Source organism: Alteromonas sp. 14N.309.X.WAT.G.H12, assembly GCF_036697315.1.
Lineage (GTDB): Bacteria > Pseudomonadota > Gammaproteobacteria > Enterobacterales > Alteromonadaceae > Alteromonas.
This window is the reverse complement of the sequence record NZ_JBAHZB010000076.1, coordinates 1-16,483: the sequence shown is the minus strand read 5'-3', so window position 1 is coordinate 16,483 and position 16,483 is coordinate 1. Positions and strand designations below refer to the sequence as shown.

At 45.0% G+C, this 16,483-nt stretch carries 10 protein-coding genes; 6 read left to right on the top strand and 4 right to left on the bottom strand.

Features of this window, described 5'->3' with window-relative positions; genetic code table 11:
* The first annotated feature begins 91 nt into the window (after positions 1 to 91).
* A complete protein-coding gene (locus V5298_RS15495) occupies positions 92 to 1,573 on the top strand; it encodes a tryptophan halogenase family protein (RefSeq protein ID WP_332932350.1) in 1,482 nt (493 codons plus the stop codon).
* 97 nt (positions 1,574 to 1,670) lie between these two features.
* Here V5298_RS15495 and V5298_RS15490 read toward each other — a convergent pair whose 3' ends face one another.
* The 4 genes from V5298_RS15490 to V5298_RS15475 all read right to left on the bottom strand — a co-directional run bounded on the left by V5298_RS15490 (position 1,671) and on the right by V5298_RS15475 (position 7,051).
* The gene (locus V5298_RS15490; RefSeq protein ID WP_332932349.1) at positions 1,671 to 3,767 is read right to left on the bottom strand and encodes a diguanylate cyclase; all 2,097 of its coding nucleotides are present in this window, start codon (positions 3,765 to 3,767) and stop codon (positions 1,671 to 1,673) included.
* An 88-nt stretch (positions 3,768 to 3,855) separates the two neighbouring features.
* Complete coding sequence (sstT, locus tag V5298_RS15485; RefSeq protein ID WP_332932348.1) at positions 3,856 to 5,076, bottom strand: serine/threonine transporter SstT; 1,221 nt, start codon at positions 5,074 to 5,076, stop codon at positions 3,856 to 3,858.
* A 141-nt stretch (positions 5,077 to 5,217) separates the two neighbouring features.
* Positions 5,218 to 6,456: an MFS transporter gene (locus V5298_RS15480; protein WP_332932347.1), complete on the bottom strand. Its 1,239-nt coding sequence runs from the start codon at positions 6,454 to 6,456 to the stop codon at positions 5,218 to 5,220.
* Positions 6,457 to 6,592: 136 nt separating this feature from the next.
* Positions 6,593 to 7,051 (bottom strand): substrate-binding domain-containing protein, encoded by a 459-nt coding sequence (locus tag V5298_RS15475; protein ID WP_332932346.1) that lies wholly within the window; start codon positions 7,049 to 7,051, stop codon positions 6,593 to 6,595.
* On the opposite strand from V5298_RS15475, the gene V5298_RS15470 reads away from it, so the two are divergent.
* From V5298_RS15470 to gtfA, 5 genes are all read left to right on the top strand, one after another.
* Positions 7,039 to 8,244 (top strand): glycoside hydrolase family 32 protein, encoded by a 1,206-nt coding sequence (locus V5298_RS15470; protein WP_332932345.1) that lies wholly within the window; start codon positions 7,039 to 7,041, stop codon positions 8,242 to 8,244. The two genes, V5298_RS15475 and V5298_RS15470, sit on opposite strands and share 13 nt — an antisense overlap.
* 163 nt (positions 8,245 to 8,407) lie before the next feature.
* The gene (locus V5298_RS15465) at positions 8,408 to 10,996 is read left to right on the top strand and encodes a TonB-dependent receptor (protein WP_332932344.1); all 2,589 of its coding nucleotides are present in this window, start codon (positions 8,408 to 8,410) and stop codon (positions 10,994 to 10,996) included.
* Positions 10,997 to 11,271: 275 nt separating this feature from the next.
* Positions 11,272 to 13,776, top strand: a complete 2,505-nt coding sequence (locus tag V5298_RS15460; RefSeq protein WP_332932343.1) for a TonB-dependent receptor — start codon at positions 11,272 to 11,274, stop codon at positions 13,774 to 13,776.
* Positions 13,777 to 13,906: 130 nt separating this feature from the next.
* Positions 13,907 to 15,118 carry an MFS transporter gene (locus V5298_RS15455; RefSeq protein WP_332932351.1) on the top strand — a complete coding sequence of 404 codons (1,212 nt, stop codon included), beginning with the start codon at positions 13,907 to 13,909 and terminating at the stop codon, positions 15,116 to 15,118.
* A gap of 71 nt (positions 15,119 to 15,189) precedes the next feature.
* Positions 15,190 to 16,483 (top strand): sucrose phosphorylase (gene gtfA / locus V5298_RS15450; protein WP_332932342.1); only part of this gene is annotated, 1,294 nt, incomplete at its 3' end.

Here is a 16,483-nt window from a genome sequence, read left to right as displayed (position 1 = left end):
CAAGGCCCCCTTGGTGACATTGACGAAGCGACATTACGCCAATTTAAAGCCTGGTTAGCAAACAACTTAAAGTAGTATTTCAGAGGTAGTTATGAATGATTCTTCTAAACAAAAAAAGCGTGTTGTAATTGCAGGCGGCGGCACCGCTGGCTGGATGGCCGCCGCTGCATTTACCCGATTGTTAGGAAAAGAAGTTGACGTCACCTTGGTTGAAAGCTCAGACATCGGCACCGTTGGTGTGGGTGAGGCCACAATCCCAACCTTAGTCTTTTTCCATAAACTCCTTAAAATTAATGAACAGGAGTTTATGGCGGCAACCAATGCCACCTTTAAACTCGGGATTAATTTCGAAAACTGGAAAGACGTGGATCAGGCTTATTTCCACGCCTTTGGCGTCACCGGCAAAGATTGCTGGGCTGCCGGCTTCCAGCATTTTTGGTTAAGAGGGCTAAAAGAGGGATTGGCGACGGATTTTGGTGATTACTGCTTAGAACGCCAATCCGCGCAGGCAAATAAATTTGCACATCTGCCCAAAAATGGCCTTAACTATGCTTTTCATATGGATGCCACAAAGTACGCATTATTCTTGCGAAATCTGGCAGAAAAAGAAGGCCTTATCCGTATCGATGCCAAAATCGCCGAAGTCACCTTAGCGGAAGATAGCGGCTTTATCGAAAGTTTGGTGTTAGATAATGGCCAAATTCTTGAAGGTGACATCTTTATTGATTGCACCGGCTTTAAGGGGTTATTGATTGAAAAAGCATTGCATACGGGTTATGAAGACTGGTCCCACTGGTTACCCTGCGATAGCGCAGTGGCCGTTCAAACAGAGTCTGTCTCCACGCCGGTTCCCTATACCCGAAGTATCGCCAGAGAAGCCGGTTGGCAATGGCGTATTCCGTTGCAAAACCGGGTGGGTAACGGGTTAGTCTTTTGCAGCAATTATCTGTCAGACGATGACGCCATCTCCACATTACAGGCCAATATCGAAGGGCAACCTTTAACACAACCTAGGATCATCCGCTTTCGCGCTGGTCGACGGCGCAAACAATGGAATAAAAACTGTCTGGCATTAGGTTTAGCCAGTGGTTTTTTAGAACCCTTAGAGTCCACGAGTATTCATCTTATTCAGCAAGGGATCGTCCGTTTTCTGCGTATGTTCCCCGTTGATGGCATTGTTGAGGAAGATGTGACTGAGTTTAATCGCCAAGCCGACTTTGATATTGAGCATATTCGTGATTTTATTATCTTGCATTATCACGTTACCAATCGGACTGACTCGCCATTTTGGCGCCATTGCCGGCAGATGGAGATCCCTGATTCCCTTTCCCATCGCGTTGAATTATTTAAGAAAACTGCCCGCGTTTTTCGTGAAGGCAGTGAATTATTCGACGATTCTTGGCAGCAAGTAATGATAGGACAAGGCCTAATGCCTGACAGTTACCACCCTATTGTTGATACCATGAGCCGCCAAGAGTTAGAAGCCTTGTTAAATGGCATTAGCCAAAGCATATCGAGAACCGTGGATAAATTACCCCCACATCAAGATTATATTGCAAGATACTGCTCGTAAAACTTCATAGACGAAGCAAGCGCTTCGACCATACATACAAGGTGTCTTTTGCCATAAAAGGCACCTTGTCCCTTTGTCAGCCCAGCTTACTACCTTGCTACCCAGGGGTTGCCCGTTTAACCGTTACCCGTTTTTGTTGTATGAACTGAGTCAGTGTATTTTTATTAACTTCCTCATCCAAACAGGTCATATCGTGGATTGACTCTAGCCCTATCCAGGTATTTTTACCGGCATCTTTAGCCAGATACAAGCAGGCATCGGCAATGGCAAACAATTTGTCCCAGTGACCATTTTGCTCATTGTTAATGATGCATGGGTAGCAGGCATACCCGATTGAAGCAGTCACAGAGAGTAATTTTCCCTCATGTTCAACAAAAGGCCCATCATTAATCGTCTCGATAATACGTTGAGCTAAACGCGATGCACTTTTACGATTGACAAATCTGGCCACGGCCAAAAACTCTTCGCCCCCCCAGCGCACAACATAGTCAGACTGTCGAAACACCCGGGTTATCCGTTTCGCAAATTCCACCAATATTTCGTCGCCAACATGGTGACCATAGGTGTCGTTCACGGCTTTAAAATCGTCAATATCCAATACATAAACAACAAGATCTGAACGCAGAGGCTTAGGACTTTTGCCTTGTCGCCAATCGCTATATTCTCTATCCACTAACATCATGTCCGTATCGATAAATTTTTCCAAATAGCGACGATTTTTTAGTTCCGTTAATGCATCGGTAATACTGTCAGATTCCACCGATTTTAATGCTTGCACAAGTTGTGCATTTTTTTCGTTGAGCTCCCGTGTTTGAATGCGAACCTGTTCACTGAGAAATTGATTGTTTTTACGTAGCAATTGCCTGCGAAACAGAAAAAAGACCAAAACAGAAATAAAGAGGATCACCACGATAAAGACATTTCTCAGTAACAGCTGCCGGTTTAGCGCCGCCTTTTGTAATGCCTGTTCTTTGGTTTGTAACTCTAACTCCAACTTGCTACGTATTGCTTCTGTTTGAGCCTGAGCAACAGAAATGGCTTTTAGTTTCCCTTCATCATTCAGCTTTTTATTTATCTCCATTAAGGCTTGTAACGCACGATAGCCTTTCTCATACTGCTTACTTTGCTCAAATGCCGACACCTTTATTTCAAAAAATTGTTCTTCCACCGGCATACGCTCAGCACTGTTGGCTCGTGAAATCCCCATATCGGCAAGACGAATCGCTTGCTCATAACTGCCGGTTTTTAACGCCAGATCCGCCGCCACTAACAAGGTATTGAGGGCCAAAGCAGGAAAATTATTTTCGGCCTGCTCATACACTTCATCAATAATTGCCTGGGCTTTGTTAAATTCACCTAATGCGCTATATATTTTGGCAAGGGTTAACTTATACATGCCTGCATATTCAGTGGATTTTGTTTGTTCAAAGAGGCGAATAGCCGTAGTGGCATGTCTTTTCGCTTGTACGAAATCTTTAAGGTGGTACAAGGACTCGGCGATAAGGCCATTATTAAACGCGATATTTTGTATTTCTCCCTGCTTTTCATCGATTTCAAGGGAACTGGAAAAGTACTCCAATGCCTGTCGATGATGACCCAATTTCGCATTGAGCCCGCCAAGGCTATAAAACGCTTGGGAAGTTTCATTTTCATACCCTGCTTCAATGGCCGTTTCTAATGCGGTTTTATAGGCCATGATGGCCCCTTCGTAATCACCGATAGCACTCAGTGCCAAACCGGTGTAACTGTTTACCATGCTCTGGCCACGGGTGTCTAAAAGGGTGTCAAATAGGGCTTTGGCCTGATAATAATTATCCAGCGCGAGATCATATTCAGAAAGGTTGTAGTAGCAATAGCCCAAATAAGTCACAGCATTGGCCAGTGAGGCATCTTTATTTTCAATTTTAAAGGTGGGAATAGCCATTTTGAGTTTATCAACGGCATCTTGATATTTATTATGGCTAATATCATTTTGCGCACGCACCACTAATACATCAGCCGCCATCACAGGATTGGTATGCTTTTCTGCTAAGGCTGCGAGTTCTTCTGTGAGCTCTTCTGTCTGTTGTAACTTCCCTGCTTCCCGTGCTGCCAGAATTGCCGCTTTAAGATCTTCAACACTTCCGAAATCCTGAGCATACGCAAAGGAAAGTTGCATCAGCAAAATAAATCCTAATAAATTTATTATGCGCATGAACTACCTGGATAAATGAGTTTAACTAGCATGACATGTTCATATTAGATGCACTCAGCTTTTTTTCCACTATTTATAGCAAGTTAACTTACTTTGTTTGCGCCCTGTGACAAGCCGCCGCAGTAAATAACACGTCGGTAGAACTGTTTAATGCCGTTTCTGCTGAGTCTTGAAGTACACCTAAAATAAAGCCCACCGCCACCACCTGCATGGCCACTTCATTCGGGATATTAAATAAACTACATGCTAGGGGAATTAACAATAAAGAGCCTCCTGCCACGCCAGAGCTTCCGCAGGCAGAGACCGCCGCGATGACACTTAACAATATTGCCGTAGAGAAATCAACGGCAATATTTAAGGTGTTCACGGTAGCGAGTGTCAAAACGGTAATGGTGATCGCCGCCCCACCCATATTAATGGTGGCTCCTAACGGAATAGAGACAGAATAGGTATCTTCATCTAGATTTAAACGCTCGCACAGTGCCATATTCACCGGAATATTTGCCGCTGAACTGCGGGTGAAAAATGCGGTAATGCCACTTTCTTTCAAACATTTAAAAACCAATGGATAAGGGTTAGTGCGCGTGGTTAAGTAGACCAATAAAGGGTTAGTCACCAGTGCGATAAAGACCATGACGCCAATTAACACGATCAGCAAATGAGAATAGCCAAGCAACGCCCCAAAACCGGTGCTTGCCACCGTATTGGCAACCAGACCAAAAATACCAAAGGGCGCCATTCGAATAACGAACTGCACCACAAAGGTCACACTTTCGGCCATATTATGTAATACGGTCTTGGTTGTTTCCGTACTATGCCTCAATCCTAAACCCAACCCCACAGCCCAGGTTAACAGCGCGATGTAATTGGCATTCACCAACGCATTTATTGGGTTATCCACCATATTAAACAGCAATGTATGTAATACCTCGCCAATGCCTTCTGGTGCAGATTGGCTGACATCAGAAGTCACTAAACTCAGGGTGGATGGAAAAGCGAAACTGAACAGCACCGCAGAAACCGAAGCGATCAATGTCCCCATTAAATACAGCAGCAATACAGGTTTAATATGGGTTTGCTGATTTTTCTTGTGACTGGCAATGGAGCTCATCACCAGTATAAAGACTAACACCGGGGCGATGGCTTTAAGCCCTTTGACAAAAAGTTCGCCAAGTAAACCCAAAGCACGGGCCGAATCGGGATGCAACACAGCAAGCCCAACACCACAAACGATACCGACGGCAATTTGCAGTACGATATTGCCGTTCATATAACGCTGCAACAAAGATAAAGAAGCTGTAGAGGACATAGAAAAGATCCATTGTATTTTTTGCAGGTTGCACCATAAAGCATCATCACAAAAAAATGAACTCTTTAATCTCTGTCGAGGTAGCGTGACCTTTCAGGCGATTAAGAATCAGTCAATTTCGGTAGGCAACACACACCATCGTCAAAAGGGTTGCGGTGAATCTTCCCGATTTTTGGCGAGGTTGTCTGATAGTAGAAAATGGGACAGCACAACAAATGCCAAGACGATGACACCTAAAATTTTATATGACTCGGCAAAGCCAATGGTATCGTACATTTTCCCGACAACAATAGACAAAAAGCTAGAAACAAACTGTGACATTAATTGAAAACCCACAATATAGATGGTGGCAGATAAACGGGCATCAAAGGTAACGGAAATGTATTTAAATAAGGAAATGAGAAGGATGGGTAGTTCCACAGCATGTAATAATTTCATTACCGAGATTTCTAGAGGCCCATCAGCAAACCCTGAACCAAGAATACGAAGGGCCATAACAGCACCACTGAGTATCAGCCCATTTTTAGCCCCTATCCTATTCACCAGAAATGGCGCGAGAAACATGCCCCCCGCTTCCAGAAATACCTGAAAAGAATTCAAATACCCAAACATGGCATTGCCCTGCTCTAGGCTCTCAAACTGAGCAGCAAAAAACACTGCGAATTGTTGATCATAAACGCCATAAATACAGGCAACCCCCATGACAAATGTGGCCAAAGCCCAAAATTGGGGGATTGCCAAAACATGTAATGCATCTTGTACTTTTAGCGGCCCAGGGTTGTTCGTTTTCGCCTCTGCATCCGGATGATTTATAGAGCGCACCATAAATACAAAAATAATAAAAATAACACCACAAAAAGAGGCCGCGACGAAATTAATATTTGGATTAATATTAAATAGATAGCCAGCAAAAAAGGTGGCGGTGGCCCATCCTAACGACCCCCACATACGCGCTTTACCAAACTCAAACCCAACCACTCGGCTAACCCGCTCTATATAGGTTTCTAGCGCACCAACACCAGCACCAAATGCAACACCAAAAAACACACCACCTACCACGGCAGCTAAAATTAAATTAACGGTAAGAAGAGGGGCATAGACATAAATTAAAAATGGCCCAGACAACAACAGCATTGCGCCAACGAAAAAGAGTAATTGTTTTTTTAAGCCCAGCTTATCCTGCACATAACCGTAACAGGGCATTATACAAAGTGAAGTTATTGAATTTACGCTAAAAACAAGCCCTGTTTGTTCTCCAGTTAAGCCTATGGTTTGATTCAACCAAATGGGAAATAAAGAAAAAGCAAAAGACCAAGTTAAGAAAAAAGAGAAAAAGGCGCCACTTAATAGCCAGTAATCTTGATTCATTTTAAATTTCATCTCACGCTCCAGAGCTTATATTGGTGTTTCGCCCTTGAATCCGTCCACCCCAGACTGTCTAACGTAAGACATTAAGAGCAATGGGAATTCATTGTGGCTATTTATCTACAATGTTTTTCTTCGGACGAATAAATTCTCAGTTAATCACAAGGCGATCAGATGAACGCTTCACTAAAGTACATTTCATCTGCTCCACACTATTGGGCCTTTCACCAGATTCAATCATATCTAAAGCCAGTTCTACGGCGCGGCGTCCCATTTGGTAATAAGGCAGGGAAACGGTGGTAAGAGAAGGTACCGTACTTTCGGATATCATGGTGAAATCATCAAAACCTAACACCGAAACTTCAGCGGGTATATCAATATTCCTCGCCCTTAAAATCATCATTACCCGAAAAGCCATTTTGTCATTACCGCATAAAATCGCACTGGGTTTGGGAGTCTTGTTCATTAAAGAAGAGAGTGTGGCCTCAAGCCATGTCATTTCCTCTTCACTGCTACGGGGCTGGCTATACAGCAACCAATCCGTATTAATGGTAAGGGCGGCTTCCTTCATCGCAGCTTCAAAACCTTGCCTACGCAATGGTGTCGCCACAGGGCCATCATCTTCCCCTCGTGGCAATATTTACCAATTGCACAATGCACAATGTTCAGTCACAGAGTCTGGCTTACAGCACAGATGGTGGTGAATCTTGGCAAATGTACGAAGGAAACCCTGTGCTAACCAACCCAGAATTAGCGGATTTCCGGGATCCTAAGGTTTTTTGGGATGAGCAGCATCAGCAGTGGATCATGTCGTTAGCCGTCGATCAAGTGATTCAATTTTATCATTCGAGCGATTTAAAACAGTGGACACTTTCCAGTGAATTTGGTCGTGATCTTGGTGCCCACGGTGGGGTATGGGAATGCCCAGATCTTTTCCCTTTAAAGGTAGAAGGGACTGGGCTGCAAAAGTGGATCCTGTTAGTCAGCATCAATCCTGGCGGCCCCAATGGCGGTTCAGCAACCCAATATTTCATTGGTGAATTTGATGGCAAGCACTTTCGGGCGGACCACACTGAGACCCTTTGGATGGATTATGGCCCAGACAATTATGCGGGGGTAACCTGGAGCGACATGCCCTCGACTGATAGTCGACGTATTTTGATCGGCTGGATGTCAAATTGGGAATACGCTAAAGATACGCCCACAGCCCCATGGCGCGGAGCAATGACCTTTCCACGGGAACTTGGACTACAACAAACGGAACAGGGTATACGATTAACCCATCAACCAGTTGGAGAAATTGAACACCTGTTCTTGGGCCCCTCTTTACACCATCAAGAACGTAAGATAATCAATAAAGATAATCTCACCGAGCAGCTCTGTCTACCGGAGCATTGTCAAATTAAGCTACATGCCAGTTGGCAAAACATGGCGTCATCCAGTTGGTGTATGGCTTTTTCTAGTACGGTGGGCGATCAACTCAAACTGACCTTCAGCCTAAAGGACAACGAACTGATTATCGATCGTTCCCAGGTAAGCCATAAAATAAACAATGCCATGTTTTCTAACAAGATACATATCCCCATTGACCTAACCCATGGCATTCAATTAACGCTTTTAAAGGACACATCCTCTCTAGAGCTATTCGCCAATGATGGGAAAAGTCTTGCTACGTTATTGTATTTTTCTGAAGAAGATTTAACCCAACTGCACCTTGGCATCAATAATCCAAACGTAGATTTTTCCTTACATAACCTCGAGATACAGCCACTTTGCTCAATTTGGCACACAAAAAGTGAATAAATAGGACACATATTTGCTGCAATAGCGTAAATATTTTGTGAAATGTCCATCGTTAGTCAAAAGGACTATTTTATTATCCTTGGAATGTCTAACGATGGACATTTAGTTGAAAGATCGTCATATCCACCTTAAACACAAAAAAATGACACGAATAGGAGGCCACATGGCTCACACAAAAACAACGGAAGGCACTCAGGCTAGCTTCAAGAAAGCACCTTTATCTGTTGCTATTTCCGGGTTTATCGCCAGTGCTGCTGTAGGTTTGTTATCAATGACCCATCCCGCATTAGCGGCTCAAGAAGAACAAAAACCCGATGACGTTGAGGTGATCTTCGTTACCGCAGTGCCTGGCGGAAGTAGCGATCCCTTGGAATCATCAGTTTCTATTTCAAGTATTGATGCACAAAGCCCTGTATTTCAGATGTCTCGCACAACGGCGGAGATTCTTCGTCAAATTCCTGGTGTGCGCTCAGAGTCATCCGGCGGTGACGGTAATGCAAATATTGCAATTCGTGGTCTTCCTATTGCTTCAGGTGGGGCTAAATTCTTACAACTTTGGGAAGATGGCCTGCCCGTTTTAGAATTCGGTGATATTGCCTTTGGTAACGCCGATATCTTTTTGAGAGCAGATAGCAATGTGGCTCGTGTTGAGGCCATTCGTGGGGGCTCTTCTTCGGTCTTGGCCAGTAATTCTCCCGGTGGCGTAATTAACTTTATCAGTAAAACAGGGAGAAATGGCGGCGGTTCTCTGGCTGTGACAAAGGGCCTTACCTATGACAGCACCCGCTTCGATTTTGACGCAGGACACAATTGGGGCAATGGCTGGTACGGCCATATCGGGGGCTTCTATCGTGTAGGAGAAGGTCCACGAGAAGCGGGATATGATGTCAATAAAGGGGGGCAAATCAAGGCCAATTTAACCCGGGAATTTGATGGGGGCTATCTCCGCGGAAACGTTAAAATTCTCAATGATCGTGCAATTGGTTATATGCCAACGCCCATGCTTGTAAGTGGCACCAATGCGGATCCTTCATACCATTCTATCCCTGGATATTCTGCAAACAATGCAACAATGCAAAGTATCTATACTGACACCATAGAAGTGATCAATGAAGACGGCACCCTTAGCCAGCGTAACCTATCTGAAGGCATGCATTCTGATGTTAAACAATTTGGCTTCGAGCTTAGCTTAGACGACATTGGAAACGGATGGTCTTTACTGAATAAATTCAAAATCGCCGATATTAAAGGGGATTTTGTCGTTCCCTTCCCCGCGTCTGTAGGCACTCAGGAAGATCGTGGTACCTATGTAGGCAATTATCTTGCCGGCACATCCGATAGAACGGATTTCAGTTACGTCTATGCAACTGGCCCCAAAACAGGTCAGGCACTGGATGCCACGACGCCGTTAGCCATTAACCATATTTTCCATACCCAAATGCAGAATATGGATAATCTGATGAACAATATGGATTTTGGAAAAGTGATTACTATTTCAGATTCTACAGAAATGGAGATCCATACTGGTTGGTATCACTCAGAACAATCCATCGAATCCTATACCAACTGGCCATCCTATTTAACGTCTGTTGAAGGCGATGGGAATGCCGCCTATGTGGATGTGATAGACGATTTAACCGGTGAAACACTGACAAAAGGCGGACTCATTTCCTATGCTGCGGTTGAATGGGGAAATTGTTGCACTGGTGGATTCGACCTTACCACCAAAACAGATGCGTACTATTTTAATACCACATTGTTTATGGATGATTTTACCCTAGATGCCGGCATTCGCTACGACTCTGGCCGAACCACAGGTCAACGTTCATTAGATGTTAATGCAATCCGTGCAACGGATTACGACATCAATAACGATGGTGTTATTGAACCTGTGGAACAACAAGTGGTACTTCCCAATACCCAATCCGAATTCGCCGTGGATTTCGATTATGATTATTTTTCTTATACCTTAGGGGGGAATTACCTACTCGCCACTGACTTAAGTGTATTTGCACGCTACTCGCTGGGCTATCGCGCCAATTCAGAAAGGTTGATTGGATTGGTATACACACCGGAGAATGTCGTCGATCCCGAACATTCAGGCTTTGGCCAACGCGTGGGTGATATCGATGATGATCGCATAGAAAACGATGTCACCATGTGGGAAGCCGGTATTAAATACCGCATGGACGATTTTGACATTAATGCTGTTTACTTCTTCGCTGAAACCACCGAAGTGGTGGGTGAAAGCCGGGATCCAGGTGGCCCCTTATCACTGCGGGATTATGAATCGTCAGGCATCGAAATTGAGGCGTTTTATACCTGGGGCAATCTCAACTTTTCAGGTAATGTCACCTGGACAGATGCAGAAATCGCCGATGATGATTTATTTCCTGAATTTATTGGCAACACCCCTCAACGCCAAGCCGACTGGGTATATTCTGCCCTCGTTTCTTATGATACCGATTCATACTCTGTCGGGGTCAATATTGTGGGTACCACCGACTCCTATGTACGAAACGAAAACGTATTGGTCATGCCTGGCTATACAACAACCAATGTCTTTGCTACCTATTACTTTACTGACCAGTTATCCGTATCTGTCAACGTCAATAACTTAACCGATGAAATTGGTTTAACAGAAGGTGAAGATGCGGCGGTGGCTGCCACCGAACCCTTTACCAATGAATTCGTAAGAATGCGTTCAATTACAGGACGAAGTGCTTTGGCGAGTATTCGCTACACATTCTAAAGCCGAAATGAAAAATAGAGGGTTAATTTCTCCACTAGAATTTAACCCTCTGAAATTAAAATAATTTTAAGTTTATGACTTTAACGTTTTCTGTGAACGGAGTGTAACACCGGCCATTATTTTAAAAACATTTTATTTACAAAAGAAAATCTCCATGCTAACGTTTTCTTAATCGATTAAGAAAACGTTTTCCCGATTATCAACCACGTTATCTTTTCGCTCACCAATCGTTAACTGAGTGATAAGAGGATCATGCTTGGCTTTGGAGAATTTAGATGCACACCACATATGCGAAAAATATATTAAGCGCAGCCGTTCTATTAGGATTAAACGGCATGGCGCTAGCTCAAGATAGCGACAAAACTCAAGATCCAAACAAATATGAACAAATTGTTGTCACCGCCAGTCCCGCTGGGATCTCCGCACAAGAAACCAGTGTTTCTGTCAGTTCATTTGATGAAGAAGCGGTGATGAAACTGGCCCCTCGTTCTACGGCAGAGGTATTCCGGGCGTTACCTGGCATACGAGCGGAATCTTCCGGTGGAGGCGGTAACGCTAACATTACAATTCGGGGGATCCCCTTAGCCACCGGGGGCTCCAAGTTTATGCAAATCCACGAAGATGGCTTACCCGTACTGGAATACGGGGATATTAACTTTGCCAACACCGATAACTTTCTTCGCTATGATTGGTCAGTAAAACGGGTTGAGTCAGTAAGAGGCGGCTCTGCCTCTACCTTTGCAAGCAACTCCCCAGGTGGGGTAATCAACCTCATCAGTGACACCGGTGAACTAGGAGGGGGCTCAATCGGTACGTCTTTTGGCCTGGATTATGAAGAGTTTCGTTTAGACTTTGCCTACGGCGGCGAAATTAACGACGACCTTTATTTTCATATTGGCGGGTTTGCCCGAGGGGGCGAAGGGGTCCGTGATACGGGCTATAACGGCGACCAAGGTGGTCAGATAAAATTCAATGTCACCCAACTGCTCGACAACGGCCATTTACGTTTCTACTTTAAACATTTAGATGACAGAGTGACCACCTATTTACCCGCCCCCGTTAAAGTAAAAAGTAACGGCAGCTTTGGAGCCGTTGAGAATTTTGACGCCAGCAGTGAAACCCTGCAATCCCCATACACCACCAATATTTCCACCTTCGATGCATTTGGCAATGGGGTAAACCGTGATCTGACGGACGGCATAGAATCTGAAGTCACCGCATTCGGTTTCGAAGCCGATTTAGAAGTGGCTCCCCAACTTTATCTGCTGAATAAATTCAGGATCTCAGACATAGGTGGTGGCTTTATCGCCCCCTTTACCGACACCCTCGGCGATTACGGCCCCCAATCGGCAAGCTCCATGGCTGATAACATTTGCGCTTCGGCCCTTGATGGTGACGGCAATCCATTTAATTGTGCATCGACCTCAGTGACCTTGGCTAACGGCCCTAACGCCGGGGAACAATATGATGGCCTGGCTTTCGTCAACCTCTTGTTTGACGCCACCTATAACGATTTGGGCAATATGATCAACGATTTTAGTTTGCGCAAAGAATTTGATAATGGCGTGTCTGTGACGGCTGGCTACTATTATTCCAAACAGGACATTGGCATTAGCTGGAACAGTTGGAATACCTATATTCAAACCGTGGATGGCACGAATTCCCAATATCTGCACATCGAAGATGCCGATGGCAACGCACTGGTCGACCAAGGGCTGTGGGCACCGAGTTTCTTGTCTTACGAATGGGACCTAAACTACACCACCACCGCCCCGTACCTTAATGTTGGGTTTGAAGTGGGTGATAACTGGCTGTTTGATTTAAGTGCCCGTTACGACACGGTGCAAGCCAACGGCGAAATGATTAATTCATGTTGTGGTGGCAACACCGATGTGGATCTCAACGGTGATGGGGTTATCTCAGGTAACACGGAAGATGCTTCGGCTTCCAATGGTTTTGGCTTTGGCGGCGGCGTCATCGTGCTTAATCGTGCCAACGCCACCAGCCAGATTGTCAATTACGATGCTAGCAACACCTCGTTTTCGTTGGGGGGATCTTATCTGTACAGTGACGATCTCACCCTTTTTGCCCGCTATAGCGAAGGGGGACGCGCCATTGCCGACCGCTTATTACAAATTGCCGGTACCCTTAATGCCGATGGCAGCTTAACCAGCACAACCTCAGGTTTTGACGAAACCAAACAACTTGAAGCTGGCTTGAAATATGCCACGAGACATTTGCAATTAAACGCCACCGTATTTAGCACAATTACAGAAGATACCCAGGCTGAAGTCACCAGTGGGCTTACATTTATTCGTGAATATGAGGCCACAGGGGTAGAGTTTGAAGGAAACTACGACTTTGACAATGGATTTTCAATCTCCGGTAATGCCACCTGGACCGATGCCGAGATTAGCGAGGACAAGTTCAACCCTGCCCTTGTAGGCAAAACCCCTCGCCGACAAGCCGACTTTATTTATACCGTTATCCCTCAATATGATTTTGATGCCTTTACCCTAGGCGCATCATTTCAAGGGTCTTCTGAATACTATCTGCAAGACAGCAATGAACTGAAACAAGATGCCTACGTGGTGGCTAACTTATTTGCAACCTGGTATGTGTCGGACCAATTTTCCGTTTCATTGAATGTTAACAATGCCACCGACGAATTTGTGATTACAGAGTCGGAAGAAAGTGCGGCATCTGCGGGCGATATTATCCGTGCTCGACCCATTAGTGGAAGATCTTCATCGCTTCAGTTGAAGTATTCCTTTTATTAAGCCGTATGTCGCGGGGGAACCCGCGACATATCCACCTACTTTGTAGCACTTGTACTAAAGGTAAATAGACATGGCAGCAAACCAAACAGGCGAACACAATCTTGGTCTCATTCGCTACCTGACCTACTTGATGTTTATGATGTTTGCAATGACATCCGATTCAGTAGGGGAAATCATCAAGGAAGTTAAACTGGAGTTTGGTGTATCAAATACCCAAGCCAGCTTAATGCATTCATTATTTATGATAGGCATTGCCTTTTCCGGACTATTCCTTGGCTTTTTAGCGGATAAGTTTGGTCGCAAAAAAACCTTGATACTTGGTCTAGCCCTGTTTGCCACCTCCTGCTATTTATTTTTATTTGGTAGTACCTTCACCTTTATTTTAAGTTTAATTAGCTTGTCAGGACTGGCCGTGGGCGTATTTAAAACCGCCGCACTGGCACTGATAGGTGACATTTCACGTTCCACCAAAGAACACACTGGCACCATGAATGGGGCAGAAGCCTTTTTCGGTGTGGGGGCGATTATTGGTCCCATACTGGTTGCCTGGCTTATTACCCAAGGTATCCATTGGAAATGGTTGTATGTGATTGCGGGCACATTATGCACCCTACTTATTGTGTTAGCCCTCACCGTGAATTACCCCCAACATCAACTTCAGCAAAAACAGCCTGTTCGGCTTATGGATAGCCTAACGTTATTAAAGGATCCCTATGCCTTGGCTTTCTCCGTGGGCGCGTTTTTATATGTGGCCGCAGAAAGTGCCATCTACGTGTGGATGCCGAGCTATTTACTCTGTACCCCAACCACCGGTGAAATGGGGTATTCCTGTTACACCGATAGCCTCACCCAATGGTTCGCTATCTATTCTGTGTCTGCGTTTTTCGTCTTACGTGCACTAGGCCGTTTTGTTGGCATTTGGATGATGCAACGTTTCGACTGGACCAAAGTACTGGTGCTATTTAGCTTCTTAATCATGCTGTGTTTTATCGCTGGATTAATGGCCGGGCCATCCCTCGCCGTTTTTCTGTTTCCTTTAACCGGCATTTTTATGTCAGTGATCTACCCCACCTTTAATTCAAAAGGCATTAGCTGCTTTGAGAAACGCCAACACGGTTCCGTTGCCGGCGTTATTCTATTTTTCACCGCCGCAGGCGCCGCCGTCGGCCCCTTCATTATGGGCGTGGTAAGTGATGCCTACGGAGGGGAAGCAAAATATGGCTTTATCGTCGCAAACGGTTTTTCAATATTGCTGTTTATTGGCCTTCTGTACAACGCCATTAAGCAACCGACCCGTTCAAGATTACAGAGAATTGAGCAGCAGGAATACGGCACCCACTGATCACGTTACCTTGACCAAGACTCGCACTGAACATTCTGTGCGGTACAAAAATAGTTTTTTATGGAGTTTTTATGTCTTTACGCAACGGCGTTCAACTTATCACCTACGCAGACCGATTAGGACAAGGCACCCTTGCCGGTATTAACCGTTTGATGAATGAAACGTTTAACGGCTTGTTTAAGGGAGTACACATACTGCCCTTTTACTACCCCTTCGATGGCGAAGACGCGGGGTTTGATCCCATTGATCACACCATGGTTGATAAACGTCTAGGTACTTGGGATGACATCAAACAACTTGGGACTTCCTTGGATATTATGTCGGATCTCATTGTCAATCATATGTCTGCCCAATCCCCGGCATTTAAAGATGTGCTGCAACACGGACGGGATTCCCAATACTGGCCGCTTTTTTTAACCAAAGAAGACGTGTTTCCCCAAGGGAACAGTGAAGATATAGCTAAGGTTTTCCGTCCTCGCCCAACTTCTTTTTTCACCGACTACAAGGTAAACAACGAAGAAACCGTGCCCTTTTGGACCACCTTCACCGCGAACCAAATCGATATTGATGTGGAGTCTGAACAAGGTAAAAACTACCTTTCCTCCATTTTAGAATCATTTACCCAGAACAACATTGATTTAATTCGTCTGGATGCCGCCGGTTATGCCATAAAACGGGCGGGCACCAACTGCTTTATGCTGGAAGAAACCTTTGCCTTTATTGAGTCGTTAAGCCAGCGTGCCCGGGGAATGGGGATGGAATGTTTGGTGGAGATCCACAGTCACTATGAAACCCAGATTGAGATTGCCAAGCGTTGCGACTGGGTATACGATTTTGCGCTACCGCCACTTGTCCTTCATACCCTTCTTTTTAACGATGGGAAAGCGCTAGCACACTGGCTGTCCATTGCCCCGCGAAACTGTGTCACCGTATTGGATACCCATGACGGTATTGGCATTGTGGATGTAGGAGCAAGTGAGAACAAACCCGGACTGCTAAATGAGCATGAAATAGATCACTTGGTTGAGCGCATCCATGCTAATTCCAATGGGGAATCTCGCCGTGCTACGGGCGCCGCTGCCAGTAACGTAGATCTTTATCAGGTTAATTGCACCTACTACGACGCCTTAGCCCAGGATGATTATAAGTACCTCTTAGCTCGCGCTATCCAGTTTTTTAGCCCTGGCATTCCCCAGGTGTATTATGGAGGGTTTCTTGCTGCCACCAACGACATGGCATTGCTTGCCAAAACCCATGTTGGACGAGATATTAACCGCCCTTACATCGATGAAGCGGGTATCGATAAGGCTTTAGCTAAACCGGTGGTACAAGGGTTGATTAAACTCATTGAAATCAGAAATACAC